This window comes from Pseudarthrobacter chlorophenolicus A6 (assembly GCF_000022025.1).
In the GTDB taxonomy this organism is placed as follows: domain Bacteria; phylum Actinomycetota; class Actinomycetes; order Actinomycetales; family Micrococcaceae; genus Arthrobacter; species Arthrobacter chlorophenolicus.
This window is the reverse complement of the sequence record NC_011879.1, coordinates 382,694-403,483: the sequence shown is the minus strand read 5'-3', so window position 1 is coordinate 403,483 and position 20,790 is coordinate 382,694. Positions and strand designations below refer to the sequence as shown.

Genomic DNA, 20,790 nt, shown 5'->3' with positions numbered 1-20,790 from the left:
TCCCGCAGGGCGACGGGCCTAATTCGTCCTCATGCGGTCTCCGGGAGGCGAAACTGAAGGCTTTTCTTGCCCTGGAACATGCGTAGATTTGCCGGTGGGCCGGTCGCTGCTCAGGCGGCCACAGGTTCCTCAGACGCGCGGGCGGCGTCATATTGGCTGATGCCGTGGACGATGGCGTGGAGGTTCCAGAGAAAGTGGAAGCTGTAGTCGGTGAAGTCGTGTTCCCCGAGGGCGTCCGCGAAGTCGAACAGGTCATGGGAAAAGCCGGCCAGCGCTGACGTGGCCTCATGCTCGTCCTCGGCCCACTCCAGGACGCTGTCCTGCAGCTCCGCCAGCGCCTCGCTGCGCTGCTCCCCTTCCACTTCCGCGTCATCGAGCTGGCCGACGGCGTCCTCCAGAACCCGCCGGGTAAAGGCATCGGGTGAGTACGGCTTGGCAGGCGAGTCGGAGGCGAGCAGTTTCTCGTGCCAGTAGTAGTCGTTGATCCCGCCGTCGGCGCGGCGGAAGAACTGGAACATGTCGTCCAGGCGGGAGAAGGTGAAGGTTCCCATGTCGCCGTTAATGGTGAGCAGGCCGGGACTGGTGACGATCTCGAACCAGGATTCAGAGCTGGTCGGCCGACGAAAGCGCAGGTGACGGTACGTGCCCTGGTCGAGCAGGACGGTCATCTGATGGCCGGCAGTGTCTGCGGAGAAGCTGGCCTTGGGGTCAACGCGGGTTTCCATGGCGCTCATGTGTGCGGAACCCGTGGGGCGTCTCACCAACCCATTGAGCCGGTACCTCTGCACCAAATCCGGAAGGCCCTCGGGAGATTGCCAAGGGCCTTCCGGATTAGCTGTTCAGATGGGGCCCATCAGGGAGCCACAGTCACTTTGAACATCTTGTAGTGCACGATGCCATTGATCCTGACGCCGACGAAGACGTTCATATCCTGGCCCCTCAGGGTGGAGTTCTCCCAGGTATCTACCTCGATGCTCCAGTAGTGGAAGCCGTTGTCCTCGCCTGAGGCACTGACGACACCGTATGCGTTGGTTCCGTTCTTCGTCCACGCTTCACCGAAGAACTCCTGGCCGGGCCCCAGTACGCTGACATCGGTTCCGGCAGGTGCCGCCACGGTGAACGTCATCCGCTGGGTTCCGGCAGCGATGGTCCTGTCACCGAAGTCGGATGCAAAGGACGGGGCTGCTACCAGTTCAGGCAGGGCCGTCGAGGGCTTGCTGAGAAGCGACATGTAGAAGGCCCGCTGCGCGTCGATCATGGTCTTCTGCGCTGCTTTTGTAGCAGCCTCCGGGCTGGCCCAGAAGACATTCTGCGCGTCTCTCCATGCAGTCCAGGTCGCTGTTACATCGGGATTCTCAGCCTTCAGAGACTGCCACATCTCGTAGTACTGGTGGTAAACGGCCGGGGTCACGGCAGCTTGTTCTGCCTGGTAAGCAGGCGAGGCTTCGTAGGCGTCCCACGTCGCGTAGTCCGACTGGGCAAGGCTCAGAGTTTCAGGGGAGGAATCCAGTCCAAGCTCCAAGTTCATGTAGGCGATCATTTCTGTCGCGACCGCATTGCTTGGGTTAGCGTCGGACGCAGTCAGCGCGGTGTATGTCAGGGCGGAGGATGGGGTGTCCCCGCCCGGCCAGGTGCCGCCGATCTGCCCGACGAGCTGCTTCAGCTGCTCAACGGGGACGCACGTGTTTGCCGGAGCTTCGGTCAGCTGGACCGGACTGGGGGCAGCACTGGAGGCGATGAACGTTTTGCCTGACCCGGAGCGCGCGGCCGCCACGTAGCAGGAGCCGGGGCCGTCAGTCACTGCGCCGACGTTTTCGGGCATGTTGAGGTACCTGTGGCCGGCAAGGACTGTAGAGGTGTCGAACCGGCCGTCCTTCGCCTTGGATACGCCCTGGGCTGTTCTGACCGAATCCAGGTCCTGCTCGGCCCCCTTGTCCTGGGCAAAGGGAATGACGCCGAAGATGGTGGCCAAGACCCCCGCGGTGAGGATGCCGACTACGACGACTCCTACAAGGATGGAGGGCAGGTCGAAGGCTCCGTGTTCATTCCGGAACGCATCAGCCGTGAGCTTTCTTTTCGGCACTAAGGGCGCAATTGCCAATGGTCTACTTTCCTGTGGGCCGGGGACACTGCTTGGCTGTCACCGGACAGTGAATTGTTCGCGGGCGCAGTTCGGTCCCGGAGGAAACATGCGTAGACATGATGGCGATGGAGTGTGGGGACGGCACCTATTACCGGACAGCAAAAAACCCCGGCGTAAGCCGGGGCATTTGCGGGACTGGCACGGCGGCCGCTCGACCCGCAGGTTGTTTTTGGCCCACATGGGCGAGTAACTCGGGGGCGGTCCGTCGGCTTGTCCTTCGATCGCTATGTGTGCGGCGGAAGAAGCCCGTGTCTTCGCGCCAGTATCCCCGGCCCGCATGAACGGGCCGGGGCGGCGCTGGAAGCTGTCAGTCCTTGGCGTCCAGGGCGGCGTTCGCTTCTGCCATCGCCTGCTCGTTTTCATCCACTGGCAGGGTGTCCTCGATGAAGTAGCCGTTGGTGTCCGGCGATTTATCGCCGCAGTGGGCAACGCGGTGGTTGGCTTCCGGTGCTGGCCGCGTTCCGACGTCCCCGCCATGCTGGTGGATGGTGGCGCAGCGGTAGCAAAGGACTTCCACGGACCGGTTCCAGCGGCCGGTTGCGGTGTCCTGAAGCATGCTGTGCCAGATGACCGGGTTGTTGAGGCCCTGGTGGGCCTCGATCCAGGCGGTTCGAACTGTCTTCGGGATGGCTCCCTTGTCGGCAACCTGCACGCCGGCGCCCTTGGCCCATTCACGGATGGTCTTGTTGATGTACTGGTCGTGGTCCTTGTATCCGCGGTCGCTGCGTATTGCGCGTGGCTTCATGGTTCCCCCTGGGGTAGTGGCGATTTTCCTGAACCATTGTGCCCCGGGGCAGCAGAAAGCCCCGGCAACCGAAGCGTCCGGGGCTTTCCACGTCAGGGTGTCATCACAGCTGACAGGAGACGCAGCCGGTTACCTCGGTCCCTTCCAGGGCCATCTGGCGGAGCCGGATGTAGTAGATGGTCTTGATGCCCTTCTTCCAGGCGTAGATCTGGGCCTTGTTGATGTCGCGGGTGGTGGCGGTGTCCTTGAAGAACAGCGTCAGCGACAGGCCCTGGTCCACGTGCTCGGTGGCCGCGGCGTACATGTCCACGATCTTCTCGTAGCCGATCTCGTACGCGTCCTGGTAGTACTCCAGGTTCTCGTTCGTCAGGTAAGGAGCTGGGAAGTAGGTGCGGCCGATCTTGCCTTCCTTGCGGATCTCGATCTTGGCCGCGATCGGGTGGATGGATGCCGTCGAGTTGTTGATGTACGAGATGGAACCGGTCGGCGGGACAGCCTGCAGGTTCTGGTTGTAGATGCCGTGCTCCATGACGGAGGCCTTGAGCTCTTCCCAGTCGGCGATGGTCGGCAGGGTGATGCCGAACTTCGCGAACAGTTCCTGGCCGCGCTCGGTCGTGGGGAGCCAGGAGCGGGTGACGTACTTGTCGAAGAACTCACCCGAAGCGTACTTGGACCGCTCGAACCCGTCGAACGTGACGCCGCGCTCCTTGGCGATCAGGTTGGAGGCGCGGATGGCGTGGAAGGCGACAGCTGCCATGTATTTGCCGAAGAAGTCGATGCTCTCCGGGGACCCGTAGTAGACGTGTTCGCGTGCGAGGAAGCCGTGCAGGTTCATCTGGCCCAGGCCAATCGCGTGGGACATGCGGTTGCCGCGGGCGACGGATTCGACGGCGGTGATGTTGGACTGGTCCGACACGGCCGTCAGCGCCCGGATCGCGATCTCCACGGTGGCGCCCAGGTCCCCGCCGTCCATCGCCTTGGCGATGTTCATCGACCCCAGGTTGCAGGAGATGTCCTTGCCGATGCCATCGACCTCGTAGTTGAGGTTTTCGTTGTAGGTAGTCGGGGTGGAGACCTGCAGGATCTCGGAGCACAGATTGGACATGATGATCTTGCCCTCGATCGGGTTCGCCCGGTTCACCGTGTCCTCGAACATGATGTAGGGGTAACCGGATTCGAACTGGATCTCGGCGAGGGTCTGGAAGAACTCGCGGGCCTTGATCTTGGTCTTCTTGATGCGCGCATCATCGACCATCTCGTAGTACTTCTCGGTGACGTTGATGTCGGAGAAAGGCATCCCGTAGACCTTTTCGACGTCGTAGGGCGAGAACAGGTACATGTCCTCGTCCTTCTTGGCCAGCTCGAAGGTGATGTCCGGGATGACGACGCCGAGGGAGAGGGTCTTGATGCGGATCTTTTCGTCCGCGTTCTCGCGCTTGGTGTCCAGGAAGCGGTAGATGTCAGGGTGGTGCGCGTGCAGGTACACCGCGCCGGCACCCTGGCGGGCACCGAGCTGGTTGGCGTAGGAGAAGCTGTCCTCGAGGAGCTTCATCACGGGGATCACGCCGGAGGACTGGTTCTCGATCTGCTTGATCGGCGCACCGGTTTCGCGCACGTTCGTCAGGGCGAACGCCACGCCGCCGCCGCGCTTGGACAGCTGCAGAGCGGAGTTGATGGCCCGGGAGATGGACTCCATGTTGTCTTCGATGCGCAGCAGGAAGCAGGAGACCAGCTCACCGCGCTGTGCCTTGCCGGAGTTCAGGAACGTAGGAGTCGCCGGCTGGAAGCGGCCATCGATAATCTCGTCCACCAGCTTCTCCGCCAGGGCCTTGTCACCGGCGGCCAGGCCGAGGGCGACCATAGTGACACGGTCCTCGTAGCGTTCCAGGAAACGCTTGCCGTCGAACGTCTTCAGCGTGTAGGAGGTGTAGAACTTGAACGCGCCCAGGAAAGTCTCGAAGCGGAACTTCTTCTTGTAGGCCCGTTGGAAGAGGGACTTCACGAATTCGAAGCCGTACTGCTCCAGCAGTTCCGGCTCGTAGTAGCGGTTCTCAACCAGGTAGTCGAGCTTCTCCGCCAGGTCGTGGAAGAAGACGGTGTTCATGTTCACGTGCTGCTTGAAGTACTGACGGGCTGCTTCACGGTCAGCGCCGAACTGCATCTTGCCGTCGGCTCCGTAGAGGTTCAGCATGGCGTTCAACTCGTGATAGCCCAGGCCCTTGTAAGCCTCGGGAAGCAGGTCGTCCTTGCTCACGCGTTCAGGCGCGAGGGTGTTCGTTTCCAAAATGTCTCCAATCCAGTGCGGACACGCTCCACGTCTTCCGGGGTGCCCATAAGTTCTACTCGGTACAACAGTTGTGTGCGGCACTTGGCCGCGATGACATCCCCTGCCAGGCAGTAGGAGTCATGGAAATTGGTGTTCCCCGCCGCGATGACCCCGCGGATAAGCTCCCGGTTGCCTGGCACGTTGAGGAATTTGATGACCTGCTTCGGCACGGCCCCGCCCTCCGGGCCGCCTCCGTAAGTGGGGGTGACCAGGACAAACGGCTCGGTGGCGAGCAGGGTGTCGTCAGAGGTGCGGAGCGGCAGCCGGTGAGCCGTCAGGCCGAGCTTCTGAACAAAGCGGTGTGTGTTGTCCGAGACGGAGGAAAAGTAGATCAGGTTCCCCGTCACAGTCAGCACCATCCCTTGTTGTGGACCACATCTTCAGGTCCTTGATCTCTCCCTATGCGGCCCGGTCGGCGACGGCCGTCATTCGTGGGGCTCCCCCCGTTCGCGCCAGTTCCCCCCTCTTTCGGGGCAGCCCGACACATGTGTGCGGCGTTTGGAGTAACCCTTCCCGCTATCCATTGACACATTTACACATTATTGAATATGGTTCAGGAGAACCAGAACAATATGAAGGCAGGAAGCAATGCCCATCCCGCATATCACCATCACCCCGGCCGCTCCGATCATCGACGAGGTGCTCACGCCGAACGCGGCAGCCGCCTACGTGGACACCCCGCGTCCGAACATTTCCAAGCTCCTGGCCGCGACCTACCTGCAGGATCTGTCTATGTCCTCCCTGGAGCCGCTGCGGAAGGCCGACTTCGTTTCCGCCGGCAAGCAGTTGCCGTTGATCCAGACCGCGCCTGCTGAGGAGAGCACCGATGAGTGGCGCAATTGGTGGGGTGACGCGCCCACACTCAGCGACGAAGACTGGCTCAACGCCCAGCGCGGCGACTGGACCGGTGCCAGCCCCGAGCGGATCGCAAAGGTCGGCTACCTGCTCGTCGGCCTCGGTGGAATCATCACCGGCGTCACCAAGGTCAGCAGGGCGGTTCCGTCGGGCCACCCCCGCAAGGCCCGCTTCGAACTCGAACTCCTCGGCCGGCTGACCGGCGACCTGCGGTCCAACCAGAAGACCTTCCCGGAAACGCCCAGCGACGAAGAGCAACTCTTCGCCTTCAACCTGGTCGGCAAGCGCTACAAGCCTCTCGCTGGCGGCAGCGTCATGTGGCTCTAATCCGCCCACTCACCAACTTCAACCACGAAAGGCCCGCCATGACTGCTGCCTCTGAAATCACCGTCGACCACCTGATCAACAAGGGGCTGATACACCCCGAAACCGCGGAAAAGCACCGCGCCAAGCGGTCGCGCCACGACGAGATCCTGGCCGGGATGCGCGGCACGGAGACCGACAGCACCACCCTGATCACGATGTCCGACGGCCCGCTGGAAAAGGCTATCGTGGGCGCTCTCTGTGACGCGGCCGGTATCCCCGGAACGGCGCGGGATGGTATCCGCCTGCTTTCCGGAAGTGAATTCCGGGTCGACTCCGGGGCCAAAGACCGGCGCACTATCGACATCATCGGAGCGAGGAGGTTGGACGAGGCTGTGACCGTCAAGGCCTGGCACCCCGTCTTTGCCACCGAAGCCAAATACGACGCCTGGGTCAACGGCGGGCACGGCTACTGCAAGGCCGCGAAAGAGTCCTACTCCAACCAGGCGATCTGCTATCTGCACGGATGCATCGATGCACGGCTGGGCGAGGACGTGAAGTTCATCTGGCTCGGCAATGCCACCGCCCATCCGGAATTCGGCCCCTGGGGCAGGAAAGGCATCCACGAGGGCGACTTCAAGTGGGCCGGTCTGGAGGAGGCGTTCCGTCTGCAGGAGATCGCCAAGGAACGCTGGTCGTCTCTGACGTGGGCAGAGGTCGGCGAAGCCATCACTGTGGCTTTGGCAGCCGAAGGTCTGGCGGACGAGGCAGCGGCCATTGTCCGGTTCCTGCGCGCCGGCGGTCCGTCCTCAAACTGACCCCGAGCACCCTGCTGGGGCTGCGCTCCGCAGGGTGCTCAGCGCATCATGCAGCCACGGTGGGGCATGACATGCGTGCGGTGCTCGGTGCAGCAGTGGTTCTCGTGGTCGCAGCCGACATGCTCGTAGTCATCGGCGAGGGTCGTGTCGACCGGGACGCGGTCTCGAGTCCCGCCACCGGGCGTGGCGGAGACCAGGATGACAGCACGGCCGGAGCGCAGGCCGGTGAGGGTCCACAAGCTGCCGTCGGCCTTGTCCTTGTAGACGTGGCCGATGCCCACCGAGATACGAAGCTTGGGGGTGGCGAGGGTCTCGGCGGAAAGCTTCAAGGGGATGCCGGTGCGGACACCGGGGCGGGGTGCGTTCTCTTCCATGGGCTTCATGTGTGCGGCAGCTGGCCGCCCACTCTCCCCGCGTTCAGGGCGTATCCTGCGCCCAGCTCTTCATCGGTGAGGTAGACCCGGCGTTCACAGTCGGTCCCGTAGTACTCCTCCCCCAGGCTGATGAGCCCGGAGTCGCAGATTTTCAGGACATGCCATGTGCGGCCGGTGGAGTGGTTGCGGTAGCGGGCGCCGACGGCGGGTGCGGCCGGAGCGAGAAGCGTGGTCATGTCTTGGCTGTGTGCGGCTGCGCCGTGTTCCGTCAGCCGATCCCGCGGCTCTGGTACAGCTCCGTGATGGTTGATGCGCGGCGACGAGCAGCGATGTGCAGGGCGATGCGGGCGCAGGCCAGGGAGTCCGCGGCGGCATCGTGATTGTCGAACTCGGGAAGCCCCAGATATGCGGTCACCACGTGCAGTCTGGTTTTCTCCAGCTGCAGCGCCGCCCGGGACAGGGTCTGGGTGCAGCGGAACTCGTTGCGCGGCTGGCCCAGGCCGGTGAGTTCGAAAGAGTGGCGCAGAACCGTCGCGTCATAGGTGATGTTGTGCGCGAGCACCGGGCCGTCCCCGATGATCCCGGACAGCCGGAGCATGGCGTCCTTCAGCGGCTGGGCATCGATCACCATGGAGGCGTCGATCCCGTGGATCCGGCTGGCATAGGCGTCGAAGGAATCCAGGCCGGTGAAGGGTCGGATCAGCCAGGACGTCGTGCCGGTGATGAGTCCGTCGCGCACCGTCGTCACGCCCACCGAGCACGCTGAGGCACGGTCGGAGTTGGCTGCTTCGAAGTCGATGGCCGTGAAGTTCAGGCCGGGGGTCGTTTCCATGCAGGTTATGTGTGCGGAAGCGGCGTCAGCCCTTCCCGTTGCACATCCATCTTGCACCGCGGTTCAGTGGCGCCAGTCGTAGGACAGGTCGCCCCGGTAGAAGCCGATCTCCAGCGCGGCGTGGGCGCACTTGCCGTGGATGTAATCTCTCTCGGACTGGCGCAAAGACACGGACTCGAGCAAGTCCATGCGGCTGAGGAACCACGCGCGGTGCGAGTCCACCCGCGGGTTCCCACTGGCCTCGGGAAGTGCCCTGACGTAATTGACGGCCTCCCTATAGGCATCTGCCTTGGAGTCGAGCGGATTGGTGAAGGCGCTCTCAACGGCGGCTGCAAGGGCGGCGGTGTCGGAAAGTTCCAGCGTGGCTGTGTCTGCAATAGGCATGCCTTCCTATGTGTGCGGAGCGATGAGGTGTGCTCCCCGGGCGGGCTCCAGCAGGTGCCTACGCATGAGTCCTGGTAGAAGGACCAGCCCTATCCCGTGAACCACCCATTTTCAAGGATGGCCATCCGCTATGACCTCACGAGGAAGACATCGCGCCGCGACCCGGCACCAGATCAAGACGCCTTCGGTTCGGCGCATAGTTCCGGCACCCCTTATCGCCGCCGCGTTCGCGCTGGCGTTGACCGGTTCTGCGTCCTCGGCGACCGTAGTGCCAGAGCCAGTTCAATTGAGCGCTGCATCACGCACGGCAGGCTCCGCCCTGCCCCTGGCTGAGAGGCCCGCCGTACCCGCCGAGCCCACGGACCAGTCGGCCGCTACCTCGGTCGAGGTGCCGGCCCGTACGCCTTCTCCTGCACCTTCATCCGAGGCTCCCCCACCCGCGCCCGCGGCGGCAGCCCGCCCGGAGCCTCCGGCTGTGGCGGTTGCTCCTGCTGTCATGGTCGAGCCGGAAACCAAAGCCGCTCCTCCGGTGCCAAGTCCGGCGCCGGCAGTACGGATGGTGTACCTGGCCGGAGCGGGCGGCCAGGAAGCGGTCGACCTGTGCATCGGGCCGGTCCACTTCACGCCTGTCACGGAATACTTCTCGGTCGCAGAGCACGATTCCTGTGGCGGATGGGAGCGCTTCTCGGATCTCCAGACCGGCGATCATGTCACCATCAGCGGCTTGGGCAGCTACACGGTGTCGGACAGGGGAACCGTCCCCAAGGGCGGGACCACAAACGATGTCCTGGCAGTCCTTGGGCGCTTCCCGGCCGTCGCTCTTCAGACTTGCATCCCCGGGACAAATCGGATGTTGGTGATCGGTTTGAGTGCTTGAGAGTCCCACATAGATGCGGCGGCCGCCGTCTTTAGATGACGTTGGCCGCCGCGGGAATATCCGCGCTGGACGATTGATTGCTCGTCCTAGTTGCGAAGGCCCACTCCACGGGACTTTACGTTGTAACCAAACGGGCACCATACCCATGCGGTCTGTCCGCTTCCTGCGCGCTTCCAGTCGCTCTGCACGAACGTCTGGAAGAAGGGCCAGTAGGACTGGAAGCAGACAGCGTACGCCTGGTAGGAGCCGGTACCGCCGGAGCAGAATGCGGTGGCGTAGGTGTACCCACCGCCTGCGTAGCAACCGTTCGGCGCGGCCGATGCCGGGCCTGCACTGAGTGGCAGCATCAGGGCTGTTACGACAGCGGTTCCGAGGGCGAGGGACGTAAGTTTGCGTTTCATTGAGAACTCCTTCAGGGCCGACGGGACTTCGAGCGAGGTCCCCCAACTTCTCTCGTGCCCGCTGCACCGGTCACAGGACCAGTCCATCAACGGGAGCCGGGCAGGAAAAGATGCCGGCCAAGAGGACTTGAGCGCGTCCTCTTGTGAAAGACCTCTTTATGCAGAGGTAGTTTGCTGGAACTGAGAAAGTGCCCTCTCGGCCAGCTCTTCCAGGGTCAGGTCGTCGCCGGCGTCAAGGAACGCAAGCATCAATGCCAGTGCCGCCGTGCCTAACAGCGAGGATTTTTCCTCGTGGTTGAGAATCGGCTCATCCACTCCTGCAAGCAGCCTCATGCCAAGCCCCTCGGCGGTGGACTGCAGGATGATGTTGAACATCTCGATGGAGACGCCTTTCCGAAACCGCACCCCGTAGTGGTCGAAGACCCTTACATAGAGCTGGCACCAGGCGTCCGAAAGTGTTGAGTACATGGAGGAAAGAGCGTCGGACGCCACACTGTCTGCGGCGGACGACGCGACAGCCAGGAGCTGAAATCTGTAGGCGGGCAGGTCCAGGACCAGCTTCAGGTCTTCATAGGCGACTTCGTGGACGGCCTTCGAGAAGTCCGCTCCTGATGTCAGTAGCTCCGCGGATCGGTCAGCCAGGGCGATTTGCAGGCTCCAGTGCCTCGCGGTGAGGGCATAAGCGATGAAGTCCGCTAGGAAGTGCTGATGGGCAGCCCACCTATCTCGGAATTTTGCCTCGGTGGGAACGAGGTGCGCGTGATCTTGCTGGGCCCTGCTGAGGACCTTGGGCTTGGACAGGTAGGACATGGTCGGCCGGACTTCCTCGTCCCCGGCTACTGATGGCGCACTGAAGAGATCTTCCGTCAGACTCAGGGCGGCATCCAGGAACGCCCGAGTCAGGCTGTCGTTGGCCAGCTTCATGCGGCTTTGTGCCCTGACTCTCTTGAGATTGGTCACGATTCCAGACAGGTCGGTTTGCTCAGAGGAATGGTCCACACATCGGAAGGGCTTGCCGGGCTGAGAAGTCATGACGCCTCGCTCTCTGGTCGCTGCATGGGGTACGTCAAACGGTAGTGGAGGGCGGGCCCAGCCGATGCCACCACCATCGAAATGAAGGTTCGTGGCGAACTGCCCGCTATCCGAGCGGGCGTTCCTGCTGCATCCAGTCGTCAACGACGCCGTGGATGTCCATGTTCAGATTCCAGCCGGACTCCATATAGGCGTTGGCCACGAAACCGGCAAATTCTTCGACCTTGTCGCGCGTCTCGAAGCCCGTAACTCCGAGGACTGCATGCCCGTAGTTGTAGCCGAACCTATGCATGTCGTCCCACTGCTTGCGGTCTTCCGGGCTGAGCGGATCGGGCTCGTCTGGTCCGTCCCACCGGTCATCGCGGTCATCATCCTCAGCAGATGATCCCTCCACCGGCGACGGGTCACGCAGGAGGGCCGCCAGCGCCGCTTCGGTTTCGGCGGCCGTGGCCTCATCCTTGTACTTCCGGATGCACTCCTTGGCAAGAGTGCCTGGTTTGAAGTCCAGGTCGCGCTCGATGGGAAGGCCGGACTGGCCGCGGACGCTTTCAACTTCCGCGAGGTCGATGTATCCCCATTCGCCGCCGTGGCCAAGATCGACGTAGCCGAATGCTTCGTTCGCTTTAGGGTCGTACTCGGCGATGTACCAGTCCATGCCGCCCTGAAAGTAGTGCGCCTGCAGAGGCTTGTCGCCGAGCGGGCCCTCACCGTCGGTGGCGTACAGCGCGGGCCAGGCTGCCATCTCCTCGGCCGGCGGGTAGAAGTCGTGCCCGCGGAGTTTCCGCAGCGTCTCCACCGGGCGGGGCGCGGGAGGGGCCAGGGCAACATCGGGTTCCGCGTGGGCGGTAGCGGCAAACTGGCCGCCGGCGGGGATTCCTTGCGGCTGGCGGGCGATGTTTTCGGTCATGATGCTCCTGGTGAATGAGATGGCGTCACCCAGTCTGTGTGCGGCACTCCCGCGATACGCCATTCCCTATTGAAGGTCTCAACGCACATTCCTAAACTGGTCGGTTATACCGATGCGGGGGCGGCCATTCCTGAAATATCTATGGAAGGCACATCGATGAAAGACGAACGATTCGACAGAGAATCAAACTTGGTTACACCGATCTCTGGCCGCAGGGACAAAACAATCAACGTCCAGCCAATTTCGACCGTCATCCGGTCCCAGGAAAAGACAGAGCCGATACCTGGGGCCGCTGAAGCTAGCACCGTTCCTTTTACAGAAATTGGCTTCGGTCGTCCTCTGAGCTTGACGATCGAAAGCATCTTTCCGGGCAGCGCAGGCTGGCATGACCGTGAGCGGATTGGCGGGATCTTGGTCGCTTCGGCCGTCAAGAATCCGTTTCTGAACGATGCTGCGCCTACGGCCATGCACTATTACTTCAAGGACGCGTCCGCGGGGGAAGCACTGTTGCCGTCCCCACACGAAGGCGGTTCCAACGTCGTCTACTACAGTCCGGGCATGATCCACTCATCCCTGGATGTCGAAGTCCGGATGTCCTTCGATCGCTTTGACCCGGCAAAGCTTGAGGTTTGGACTGATGCCGTCGGAAAGGTCAGCAACTTGCCGATCTTCACGGCATTTCCTCCGACAGCCGGGCCGGCAGCAATCGTCTACGCCGCGTCCACCGCCATCAAGTTCGCAGCGCGGGCCATGGACGGGTGGTTCGATGACGACAGGGACTGGATCTCGACCTGGAGCCCCCTGCCGATCGCCGAAGAGGGCTTCACATCGGCCAAGGCATCCTGGGTGCTCTTCTACGGAGACAAGGAGCCGGAGACTGTCCAGGGAGTTGGAGGGTCCATTATCGCCAGGGAATTCGACTACCGCGGCGAGCAATACGTGGTCGACGAGGAAAGCGGGACACTGCGCTACCGCCAGAATCCAGAGCGCGAAGTTTTGGAGGGCGCGCCCTACATTCTTGCCAGGCTAAGCGGGCAAGAGAAGAACCAGCTCAAAAAATGGGCTCCGTCAGCCGTCAGTGCGGTCCTGTATGAAAGGTTTTACGGGGCGACCAGTGACGGTGTGGCGTCTGACCTCGTTGAAGTCGTGACAGCATTCAACGACATGGTGATGGCCAAGCAGGTGGCCGATCTCGATGTGGCCTTGAAGCAGTTGCCGGCGAAGGACCGGAAGGGTTCGGACCTGCAAAAGAAGCGCGACGGCGCACTCAAGAACATCCAGGACGAGAAGATTGCGGACATGCTGAAGTAGCCGATCGGCCTAGAATCCTCCACCACAGAACAGCCCCGGAACTCCACCGGGGCTGTTCTGGTCCTAGGCAGGGGCAGAGGCCGTCGGCGTCGGTTCTGGCGAGGCAGGGGCACTGGGCACCACGGCCGGTGCCGGGGCAACCGGGTATTTCACCGTGGTCACTCCGGTGGAACTGAGGAAGATGCTGCCTCCGGCGAACGTCTGCTCGGCGCCTCCCGGAACGGTCACGATGGCCGATGTCGGGTAGCCGAGCTTCCCCTTCTCAGCCCCTTGGCCTACCCAGGCGAGGCGGATCTTTCCGGTCGTGACGAAGTAGCTCTTGGACGGGGTCATGATGATGGCGCCGTTCTGGAAATACTGGATCAGTCCCCCGTTGAGGGCTGCCGTCTGCTCCTCGGTGGGGAAGCCGAGAACGGGGCCGCCGGTTGCGTCGTACTTGGTCGCCATGCCGCCGATCAGGCTCCTCGCGCCGGTGAACGAGGACCAGAGGATGGAGCCGCCCTGGTAGTTCTGCCGGATGCCGCCCGGCACCCCGAACTCATCAGTCGTTGGGTAACCCAGCGGACCGCGTTCGTAGCCGTGCTGGGCCCAAGCGCTGCGGATGCCACCCTTGGAAATGTGGGCTCCTGTCGCCGGGGTCCAATAGATGGCCCCGCCCTGGAACGTCTGGTACTTGCCTCCGTTGGTGAGGGTGAGCTCGGAGCTGGTCGGGTAGCCGAGCACCCCGTTTTCGGAGCCTGCCGCCGCCCACTTGGTACGGATGGCACCGGTGGTGGGGTGAGCCCCGGTGGCGGCGGACCAGTGGATGGCCCCGCCCTGGAACGTCTGGTAGGCCCCGCCGTTCTTCAGACCCTTGATCTCATCGGAGGTCGGGTAGCCGAGGACACCGCGTTCGTAGCTCTTGACACCCCACGCGGATCGGATCGCGCCCTTGGTGATGTGCGCACCGCTGGCAGCGCTCCAGTGGATGCTGCCGCCCTGGAACGTCTGGTAGGCCCCGCCGTTCTTCAGGCCCTTGATCTCGTCACTCACGGGGTAGCCGAGGTAGCCGTTCTGGCCGCCGGCGCGAAGCCAGGCAGCACGGATGGCGCCAGAGGTCGGGTGGGCGCCAGTCCCGGCGGTCCAGAGGACGGCTCCGCCTTGGTAGGACTGCGCAGCCCCGCCGCTCCTCAGTCCTCTGACCTCCTCGGTCGTCGGGTAGCCGAGCGCCCCGTTCTGGGCCCCGGCACGCAGCCACGCACTCCTGATCGCACCCGTGGTGATCCTGGCGCCGGTCGCCGACGACCAGGTGATGGCGCCATTGCGGAAGAGCTGCTGGGCGCCTCCCCGGACCAATCCCCCAGTCTCGTTTCCTGCGGGCACGCCGAGGATGCCTGCCGGGCCGCCGCTCCTGGCGTATCGGGCCGTGATCGCACCGAACGGGTTGCTCGAGTACGGGGTGAAGACGTCATCGACGGCGCCCATGATGATCCGGTCGCCGGGGCGGTTCGTCTTCAGCAGCCTGGTGACGGTGCTCAGGCTGGTGGACACACAGCCGGCGCTGGGAACCCTACCGGCGTGGAAGAAGATGGCGAAGGATGCCCCCTGAACGGTCCGAGCATCGGGGAGCCGGTTGTAGTTGATGACCGCGGCCTGCTCGTAGTAGCCCTCGTTCATGTACTTCCAGAGGTTCTCATCCGATGGGCCGCCCGCGCCTTCGAAGTACTGGTTGTAGGTCGCGCCCCGCTCACCGCCCCAGCGGGACATGGTGTTGACTGTGTGGTACCTCAGGGTGGTGCCGGGGTTCCGGCGGCCGAGTGCCTCGGTGAAGCTGAAGGAGCCGGTCGGGGTGCGGTAGGTGTCCTCCCATGCCTGGTTCTGGGGTGAGAAGCCCCTCAGCCCGCCGTAGCCCCAGTCCTGCCATTCCTGCACGTAGCCGCTTCCCGAGCGGCGGCACCCGGTGATGGTCAGGACGTTCGAGTTGCGGTCTGTCGCGGTGGCGAAGGTGACTCTGTTCGCGCCGAAACCGGAGAACTTGGTCTGGCCGTGGCTGAGCTTGGCGCACGGGTTGTACACCTGCGCTGACGCTTGGGCGGGAGGGCTGGTGGCCAGGGTGCCGAGGGCGATGGCTGCGGCCATGAAGGCCGCCGTGATGAGGTTTTTCTTGAACATGGGGTGCTTCCGTAGCGTCGAAGGGCTGCCGAGGTGAAATAGTACAGTCGTTGAACTAATTCCCATGTGTGCGGCAGTCTGCACTCCCGTGTGCGCGGCCGGTTCTTTAGCCGAACTGGTTGATGACGTTCAGGACGGCCGGGCCGAGGAGCGCGATGAAGAGGACGGGAAGAATGCAGAGCATCAACGGGATGATGACTTTGACCGGGATCTGCATGGCCTTCTCTTCGGCGCGCTGGCGGCGCTTGAGCCGTATCTCTCCGGCCTGGGTCCGCAGTACCTTGCTGATCGAGATGCCGTAGATGTCTGCCTGGACGACGGAGCGGATGAACGCGTCAAGGTCCGGAACGCTGGTCCGTTCCCCGAGCGCCTCGTAGGCTTCCCTTCGGGACCGGCCGATCTGCATGTCCTGCAGGGTCCGGACGAGTTCGTTGGCCAGCGGACCCTTGCCCTTGTCGCCGGCCCTGGCCATGGCGGAGTCGAAGCCGAGACCTGCCTCCACGGCGATCATCATCTGGTCCAGGGTGTCGGGCAGTTCGAGCCCGATCAGCTTCTGCCGTTCCTGTCCCCTGCTCTGGAGCAGGAGGTCCGGGACGAAGTAGGCGGTCACGGTGACGGCGATGACCAGCAGCATCAAGGGTGCTCCGGGCCGGCCGGTGTAGAGCAGCAGACCCAGCAGGAAAGCCACCACGGCCAGCACCGGCTTGGCGGCGATCACGCGCTCCAGCGGCCAGGCGGCGGGCCGTCCCGCGAGGGCGTGCAGCCGGTCCAGACGGGCGATCGCGCGCGGCATGGTGAACCGGCGGGCTGTGGCGGCGAGGGACCAGCGACGGCCCGCGGTGCTGTCCTTGGAGGATTCCTCGAAGCCCCGGAACAGGTTCTCCCGGACCACCTCGCGGCTCTTGTCCCGGCCCAGAAAGACGCACCACAGCAGCAGTGGGACCGAGACGGTGATGGCGTAGATGGCTAGGGTGACGGACGCCGGCATGATGCTCCTTTCGTTGGCACCGGCAAGATGCCGGGAGGGGGTTAGAACTTGAAGCTGACGATCTTCTTCAGCCACAGGCCGCCGACGGTCATCATGAGAATGCCGCCGGCAACCATGCCCCAGCCGAGCGGGCTCGATCCGAAGCTGACGATGTAGGACGGGCTGATGATTGCCAGGACGCCGATGATCAGGACAGGCAACGCCATGAGCACGTAGGCAGACATCTTGCCTTCAGCGCTGAGCGCTTTGACCTGCCGCTGGATCTGGTTCCGCTCCCGGATGGTGCGCCCCACCTGGTCGAGGACGTCAGCGAGGTCGCCGCCGACTTCACGGTGGATACCGATGGCCTGGGAGACCCAGCTGAAGTCCTCGCTCTTCATCCGCTCCGCGGTCTGGTCCATGGCGTCCGTCAGGTCCCGGCCGATGCGGGTTTCGTTCATGATCCGGGAGAATTCCTCCGCGGTCGGCGACGGCGCCTGCTGTGAAACGGCGTCGACGGCCCGCTGCAGGCTGTGTCCTGCTCTCAGGCCACCGGATAGGAGCTGCAGCGAGTCGTCGAGCTGGTCGGCGAACTTCTTGCGCCGCTTTCCGGCCAGGAACGACAGGTACATCTTCACGCCCAGCGCGCAGGCCAGGGCTCCGAACAGCCCCAGGAGCGGACCCCCGAGGAGGGCGCCGCAGATGATGGCGACAAGGCAGGCCGCACCGGCGAGGATCAGGAAGTCTGCCGGGGCGATGACCAGTCCCGCGTGTTCCAGCGCCACGGAGATTGCCCGGGTCCAGCCTCTGCGGTTCAGGACCTCCTCGATGGTGCTGGAGGTGATTCCTGTCATCCGGCTCAGCACTGAAGTGCCTTCCGCGGCTGCCGGGCGGCGCCGGTCCGGCCCCAGCTTCGGCCGCCACGGCTTGAGGACGGTGATTCCGAAGACTGCCAGGGCGGCGTAGCAGCAGGCGAATCCGAACACGAGCATTACCGGCTCCCGGCCATGCTGGGGACGCCGAACACTGAGGGGGAAAGCTTGATGCCCAGGTCGTTGAACTTGTCCGTGAATTTCGGGCGGACGCCTGTGGAGACCGGCTTGCCCAGGAACCGTCCGTCTTCGTCGACGCCTGCGCTGTAGTCAAAGACGAAGGCGTCCTGAAGGGTGACCACGTCGCCTTCCATGCCCTGGACTTCCGTTACGTGTGTGACGCGGCGGCTGCCGTCACGCAGCCGGGTCAGCTGCACGATGACATCCACGGCGGAAGCGATCTGTTCGCGGACAGCCCTCAGGGGCAGGTCCATGCCGGCCATCAGCACCAGGGTCTCCATCCTGGAGATCGCGTCCCTGGGCGAATTGGAGTGAATGGTGGACAAGGAGCCGTCGTGGCCGGTGTTCATTGCCTGCAGCATGTCCAGGGCCTCCCCGCCGCGGCACTCGCCCACGACGATTCGGTCAGGGCGCATACGGAGCGAGTTCTTGAGCAGGTCCCGGATGGTGATCTCCCCCTTGCCTTCCACGTTGGAGGGGCGGCTTTCCAGGCGCACAACGTGGTTCTGCTGGAGCTGCAGCTCGACGGCGTCCTCGATAGTGACGATCCGCTCCCCCGGCGGGATGAAGGAGGAGAGGACGTTCAGCAGGGTGGTCTTCCCGGTCCCCGTGCCGCCCGAGACGATGATGTTCAGGTGGGCTTTGACGCAGGCATCCAGCAACTCGGCCATCTCCGGTGAGATGGACCCGAAACGGACCAGGTCTGCGGCCTTGAGCGGGTCAGCGGCGAACTTTCGAATGGTCAGTGATGATCCGTTGACGGCCAGCGGCGGGATGACGGCGTTGACGCGGGAACCGTCGGCGAGGCGTGCGTCCACCATGGGCGAGGACTCGTCAATGCGGCGCCCGACGCGGGAGACAATCTTCTCGATGACCCGGCGGAGGTGGTCTTCGGTTTTGAAGCGCGCGTCGCTTTCGGTGACCCTTCCGTTTTGTTCAACGAAGATCTGGTCCGGTCCGTTGACCATGATTTCCGAGACACTCTCGTCGTCCAGGAGTTTCTGCAGGGGTCCGTAGCCCATGACGTCGTCGCTGATCTGGCTGACGAGCCGCTGTTTTTCATCCCCGGTGAGCGGGACACTCTCGGCGTCCACGATCTGGGTAAGTTCCTCGCGCGCGTAGGCCAGCAGTTCGTCTTCGCCCATTGCCGGGTCGTTCAGGCGGCTGCCGATCCGTTCGAACAGGGCGTTGCCGGCACGCTGTTTCAGGCCTGAGAGGGCGTCCGGGGGCGGCGCTGTTTCCTTGACTGGAGCGGCTGTGGCCGGGGCTTTGGGTTGTTCGGCTGCCGGGCTTGGCGTGATGCCGGCGGCGGCGTCCAGACGGTCAGCGAGATTCATTACACTCCCGCCCTTCTGTGCAGGCCCTTGCGGAGCTGGGCGGATTCCGGGTCGAAGCGGTCCACGAGCTGGTGCAGCGCCTTGGCCGCCTTGTCACGTGACCGCTGGTGCAGCAGCGGCTCGCCCTGATTGGTGGAGTAGGCCAGGGCTTTGGAGCGTGGGATGGCGAGGTTCACCGGAGCGCCGAGCGTGGCTTCGATGTCCTGGATGGACAGGCCACTGTCCCGTGTCGCGTTGTTCACCACGAGGTGCCGTTTCTGGGATGTCATCTGCAGCTTGTCCAGGACGTCGAGCTCCTTGCGGGCACCGCGCACGCTGGGGACGTCCATGCCGCACAAGAGCACAAGGTCCGTGGCGGCTTCAAGGGCAGCCAGGGTGTGCTCCCCCAGGCCCGGCGCGGTGTCGACAACGACGTAGCGGAATTCACTGGCGAGCTGTCTGAGCATGTGGGTTATTTCCTCTCCGCTGATGCGGTTGCTGTCGGCGGGATCCGATGGGGCGCACAGTGCGTAGATGGATGCCGGGTGGACGCTGAGGAGGGTCTTCAGGACCATGGTGTCCTGGGCTGCGGCGCCGGTGACGGCGTCTTTCAGCGTGTGCTCCGGGACGATCCGGAGGACCGTGTCGACGTCCCCGAACTGGGTGTCGAGGTCGACCAGGACCGTGGACATGGGCGCGATGCGTCCCAGTCCGACAGCAATGTTGGTCGCCACGGTCGTCTTGCCGACACCCCCTTTGGCTGCGGCCACGGCGATGATCCGTCCGAGCGGTTCTTCGGGCGCAGACGACGGGGAGATGCTGCGGCGACGGCTGGCAGCGGACTGGCAGGCACGTTCAAGCAGGACTCTGATGGTGTCCGGTTCAGCGTCGGGGGCAAGGATGTCCCGGATACCGCAGCGCATGGCTGTCAGCGTCAGGTCTGGGTCGGTTTCACGAACGAGGACGAGACTGATGTCGGGGTGCTGGACGTCAAACGCTGAAGCCAGCCGGAGCGCTTCGTCAAGGTTGACGCCCGGGCCGAGCAGGATGACCTGTGGTGCGCCGTCTGAGATTACCCCGAGGACCTCTTCCGGGGTCTTCGCCAGGGGTGTGCCCGCGAATGACTGCATGCTGCCGGGAAGGCCGGAGATGGCCAGGCGGACCCGCTGGCCGAACGCGGCGTCAGGGGAAATCATGACGAACCGGCTCATTGGTAAAACCCGTCCTTGGTGATGACGGAGGTGCCGTCTCCGGTGGCGGTGGCTGGTTCCTTGGACAGCCAGATGGTGCCGAACTCGGCCGCGAACACGATGCGTTCTGCATCTGCTGCTGGCCTTGCCAGGGTGATGAGCATGGCGCCGGCGGGAACGGGAGGTCCCGGTGGTGCGGTGGCAGCGGCCTTGCCGGTCGGTTCGGCGGGTGCCCCCTGCACGCTCGTCACCAGGACCTTCTGAAAGGCCAGGTGGGTGGTGGGGCCTTTGGGTCCTGCCCCTTCGGTGAAGGAGACGAAGACGCCGACCGTGTCGCCGGCTGCGAGCTGGCCTCCGACGACGCGGTCCGGTCCGAGCTGGACGGTGATTTCCTGCATGCCCTCGGGGACCGGTGCCGTTCCGGGAACCAGCAGGGAGGCCGGGTCAACCATGCGGCCATCGAGCAGCTGTTCGCCGGGCAGGAGAGGCGCGGAGGTCACCTTTCCGGTCAGGGTGCCCAGGTCGGTGACTGCCCCTGCCGCTACGGTTGAGGCCGGAACGGACGCTGGCTTGACGAATTTGGCCAGGTCCGCCGCCGGGGTGTTCGCCGGGACGCTCTTGTCCACGACGTAGATGTTCATGGTTGCCGCGCCTTTCAGCGCCCGCTGGTCGGCTCCCTGGACGTAGGAGGTGACGGCCACGGTCCCGGTGATGGCGAGCAGGAGGGCGGCGGCGGCACCGATGAGTCGGGTTTTCAAAGCTGGGAGGCTCCTCTTCAAGATCCAGGCGTCCGCGGACAGCAGGCC

General features: G+C 63.9%; 21 protein-coding genes and 1 pseudogene. 4 read left to right on the top strand and 18 right to left on the bottom strand.

From position 1 onward, the window contains the following. Positions 1 to 110: 110 nt before the first annotated feature. The 5 genes from ACHL_RS22435 to nrdI form a co-directional block, all read right to left on the bottom strand. Positions 111 to 734, bottom strand: a complete 624-nt coding sequence (locus ACHL_RS22435; RefSeq protein WP_012623431.1) for a hypothetical protein — start codon at positions 732 to 734, stop codon at positions 111 to 113. A 119-nt stretch (positions 735 to 853) separates the two neighbouring features. Continuing rightward, positions 854 to 2,083 carry a hypothetical protein gene (locus tag ACHL_RS24585; RefSeq protein WP_043795115.1) on the bottom strand — a complete coding sequence of 410 codons (1,230 nt, stop codon included), beginning with the start codon at positions 2,081 to 2,083 and terminating at the stop codon, positions 854 to 856. A 367-nt stretch (positions 2,084 to 2,450) separates the two neighbouring features. Further along, a complete protein-coding gene (locus tag ACHL_RS22425; RefSeq protein WP_012623429.1) occupies positions 2,451 to 2,888 on the bottom strand; it encodes an Lsr2 family DNA-binding protein in 438 nt (145 codons plus the stop codon). Positions 2,889 to 2,991: 103 nt separating this feature from the next. Then, positions 2,992 to 5,079 (bottom strand): class 1b ribonucleoside-diphosphate reductase subunit alpha, encoded by a 2,088-nt coding sequence (gene nrdE, locus ACHL_RS22420; RefSeq protein ID WP_050767220.1) that lies wholly within the window; start codon positions 5,077 to 5,079, stop codon positions 2,992 to 2,994. A 59-nt stretch (positions 5,080 to 5,138) separates the two neighbouring features. Next, complete coding sequence (nrdI, locus tag ACHL_RS22415; protein ID WP_012623427.1) at positions 5,139 to 5,573, bottom strand: class Ib ribonucleoside-diphosphate reductase assembly flavoprotein NrdI; 435 nt, start codon at positions 5,571 to 5,573, stop codon at positions 5,139 to 5,141. Positions 5,574 to 5,802: 229 nt separating this feature from the next. Between nrdI and ACHL_RS22410 the strand changes: the two genes are divergently transcribed. After that, positions 5,803 to 6,396 carry a hypothetical protein gene (locus tag ACHL_RS22410; RefSeq protein WP_012623426.1) on the top strand — a complete coding sequence of 198 codons (594 nt, stop codon included), beginning with the start codon at positions 5,803 to 5,805 and terminating at the stop codon, positions 6,394 to 6,396. Between the two features lie 38 nt (positions 6,397 to 6,434). Next, complete coding sequence (locus ACHL_RS22405) at positions 6,435 to 7,190, top strand: hypothetical protein (RefSeq protein ID WP_012623425.1); 756 nt, start codon at positions 6,435 to 6,437, stop codon at positions 7,188 to 7,190. Between the two features lie 38 nt (positions 7,191 to 7,228). Here ACHL_RS22405 and ACHL_RS23640 read toward each other — a convergent pair whose 3' ends face one another. From ACHL_RS23640 to ACHL_RS22390, 4 genes are all read right to left on the bottom strand, one after another. After that, complete coding sequence (locus ACHL_RS23640) at positions 7,229 to 7,564, bottom strand: enolase-like domain-containing protein (RefSeq protein WP_050767214.1); 336 nt, start codon at positions 7,562 to 7,564, stop codon at positions 7,229 to 7,231. A 5-nt stretch (positions 7,565 to 7,569) separates the two neighbouring features. Then, positions 7,570 to 7,800: a hypothetical protein gene (locus ACHL_RS22400; protein ID WP_012623423.1), complete on the bottom strand. Its 231-nt coding sequence runs from the start codon at positions 7,798 to 7,800 to the stop codon at positions 7,570 to 7,572. A 32-nt stretch (positions 7,801 to 7,832) separates the two neighbouring features. Next, on the bottom strand, positions 7,833 to 8,396 hold the full coding sequence (locus ACHL_RS22395) for a 3'-5' exonuclease (protein WP_012623422.1): 564 nt from the start codon (positions 8,394 to 8,396) through the stop codon (positions 7,833 to 7,835). Positions 8,397 to 8,459: 63 nt separating this feature from the next. Next, positions 8,460 to 8,780 (bottom strand): hypothetical protein, encoded by a 321-nt coding sequence (locus ACHL_RS22390; RefSeq protein ID WP_012623421.1) that lies wholly within the window; start codon positions 8,778 to 8,780, stop codon positions 8,460 to 8,462. A 286-nt stretch (positions 8,781 to 9,066) separates the two neighbouring features. On the opposite strand from ACHL_RS22390, the gene ACHL_RS24405 reads away from it, so the two are divergent. Further along, complete coding sequence (locus ACHL_RS24405; protein ID WP_139187302.1) at positions 9,067 to 9,657, top strand: hypothetical protein; 591 nt, start codon at positions 9,067 to 9,069, stop codon at positions 9,655 to 9,657. An 86-nt stretch (positions 9,658 to 9,743) separates the two neighbouring features. Here ACHL_RS24405 and ACHL_RS22380 read toward each other — a convergent pair whose 3' ends face one another. The 3 genes from ACHL_RS22380 to ACHL_RS23630 form a co-directional block, all read right to left on the bottom strand. Further along, a complete protein-coding gene (locus tag ACHL_RS22380; protein ID WP_012623419.1) occupies positions 9,744 to 10,058 on the bottom strand; it encodes a hypothetical protein in 315 nt (104 codons plus the stop codon). Between the two features lie 156 nt (positions 10,059 to 10,214). After that, positions 10,215 to 11,090 (bottom strand): hypothetical protein, encoded by an 876-nt coding sequence (locus tag ACHL_RS22375; RefSeq protein WP_012623418.1) that lies wholly within the window; start codon positions 11,088 to 11,090, stop codon positions 10,215 to 10,217. A 106-nt stretch (positions 11,091 to 11,196) separates the two neighbouring features. Next, positions 11,197 to 11,997 carry a DUF2958 domain-containing protein gene (locus ACHL_RS23630; RefSeq protein WP_012623417.1) on the bottom strand — a complete coding sequence of 267 codons (801 nt, stop codon included), beginning with the start codon at positions 11,995 to 11,997 and terminating at the stop codon, positions 11,197 to 11,199. A gap of 69 nt (positions 11,998 to 12,066) precedes the next feature. Here ACHL_RS23630 and ACHL_RS22365 point away from each other — a divergent pair, with 69 nt between their 5' ends. Continuing rightward, the gene (locus tag ACHL_RS22365) at positions 12,067 to 13,308 is read left to right on the top strand and encodes a hypothetical protein (protein WP_139187301.1); all 1,242 of its coding nucleotides are present in this window, start codon (positions 12,067 to 12,069) and stop codon (positions 13,306 to 13,308) included. 63 nt (positions 13,309 to 13,371) lie between these two features. Here ACHL_RS22365 and ACHL_RS22360 read toward each other — a convergent pair whose 3' ends face one another. From ACHL_RS22360 to cpaB, 6 genes and pseudogenes are all read right to left on the bottom strand, one after another. Then, entirely contained in the window at positions 13,372 to 15,459 is a 2,088-nt protein-coding gene (locus ACHL_RS22360) for a hypothetical protein (protein WP_012623415.1), read from the bottom strand. 106 nt (positions 15,460 to 15,565) lie between these two features. Next, entirely contained in the window at positions 15,566 to 16,447 is an 882-nt protein-coding gene (locus ACHL_RS22355) for a type II secretion system F family protein (RefSeq protein WP_012623414.1), read from the bottom strand. A gap of 233 nt (positions 16,448 to 16,680) precedes the next feature. Continuing rightward, a pseudogene (locus tag ACHL_RS24970) lies at positions 16,681 to 17,058 on the bottom strand (type II secretion system F family protein); the annotation flags it as partial. A 359-nt stretch (positions 17,059 to 17,417) separates the two neighbouring features. Further along, complete coding sequence (locus tag ACHL_RS22345) at positions 17,418 to 18,815, bottom strand: CpaF family protein (RefSeq protein ID WP_012623412.1); 1,398 nt, start codon at positions 18,813 to 18,815, stop codon at positions 17,418 to 17,420. Beyond that, a complete protein-coding gene (locus ACHL_RS22340) occupies positions 18,815 to 20,005 on the bottom strand; it encodes an AAA family ATPase (RefSeq protein ID WP_043795109.1) in 1,191 nt (396 codons plus the stop codon). The genes ACHL_RS22345 and ACHL_RS22340 overlap by 1 nt, the downstream gene beginning before the upstream one ends. Continuing rightward, the gene (gene cpaB / locus ACHL_RS22335; protein WP_012623410.1) at positions 20,002 to 20,742 is read right to left on the bottom strand and encodes a Flp pilus assembly protein CpaB; all 741 of its coding nucleotides are present in this window, start codon (positions 20,740 to 20,742) and stop codon (positions 20,002 to 20,004) included. Before cpaB ends, ACHL_RS22340 begins: the two co-directional genes overlap by 4 nt. Positions 20,743 to 20,790 lie beyond the last annotated feature (48 nt).

Excerpts from the sequence above, each read along its gene's own strand:
- ACHL_RS22390 (WP_012623421.1), bottom strand. The coding sequence starts at position 8,780 with ATGCCTATTGCAGACACAGCCACGCTGGAACTTTCCGACACCGCCGCC.
- ACHL_RS22395 (WP_012623422.1), bottom strand. The coding sequence starts at position 8,396 with ATGGAAACGACCCCCGGCCTGAACTTCACGGCCATCGACTTCGAAGCA.
- ACHL_RS22375 (WP_012623418.1), bottom strand. The coding sequence starts at position 11,090 with ATGACTTCTCAGCCCGGCAAGCCCTTCCGATGTGTGGACCATTCCTCT.
- ACHL_RS22355 (WP_012623414.1), bottom strand. The coding sequence starts at position 16,447 with ATGCCGGCGTCCGTCACCCTAGCCATCTACGCCATCACCGTCTCGGTC.
- ACHL_RS22400 (WP_012623423.1), bottom strand. The coding sequence starts at position 7,800 with ATGACCACGCTTCTCGCTCCGGCCGCACCCGCCGTCGGCGCCCGCTAC.
- ACHL_RS22360 (WP_012623415.1), bottom strand. The coding sequence starts at position 15,459 with ATGTTCAAGAAAAACCTCATCACGGCGGCCTTCATGGCCGCAGCCATC.
- ACHL_RS22410 (WP_012623426.1), top strand. The coding sequence starts at position 5,803 with ATGCCCATCCCGCATATCACCATCACCCCGGCCGCTCCGATCATCGAC.
- ACHL_RS23630 (WP_012623417.1), bottom strand. The coding sequence starts at position 11,997 with ATGACCGAAAACATCGCCCGCCAGCCGCAAGGAATCCCCGCCGGCGGC.
- ACHL_RS23640 (WP_050767214.1), bottom strand. The coding sequence starts at position 7,564 with ATGGAAGAGAACGCACCCCGCCCCGGTGTCCGCACCGGCATCCCCTTG.
- ACHL_RS22425 (WP_012623429.1), bottom strand. The coding sequence starts at position 2,888 with ATGAAGCCACGCGCAATACGCAGCGACCGCGGATACAAGGACCACGAC.
- nrdI (WP_012623427.1), bottom strand. The coding sequence starts at position 5,573 with ATGGTGCTGACTGTGACGGGGAACCTGATCTACTTTTCCTCCGTCTCG.
- ACHL_RS22435 (WP_012623431.1), bottom strand. The coding sequence starts at position 734 with ATGAGCGCCATGGAAACCCGCGTTGACCCCAAGGCCAGCTTCTCCGCA.
- ACHL_RS22380 (WP_012623419.1), bottom strand. The coding sequence starts at position 10,058 with ATGAAACGCAAACTTACGTCCCTCGCCCTCGGAACCGCTGTCGTAACA.
- ACHL_RS22405 (WP_012623425.1), top strand. The coding sequence starts at position 6,435 with ATGACTGCTGCCTCTGAAATCACCGTCGACCACCTGATCAACAAGGGG.
- nrdE (WP_050767220.1), bottom strand. The coding sequence starts at position 5,079 with ATGCTGAACCTCTACGGAGCCGACGGCAAGATGCAGTTCGGCGCTGAC.
- ACHL_RS22340 (WP_043795109.1), bottom strand. The coding sequence starts at position 20,005 with ATGAGCCGGTTCGTCATGATTTCCCCTGACGCCGCGTTCGGCCAGCGG.
- ACHL_RS22345 (WP_012623412.1), bottom strand. The coding sequence starts at position 18,815 with ATGAATCTCGCTGACCGTCTGGACGCCGCCGCCGGCATCACGCCAAGC.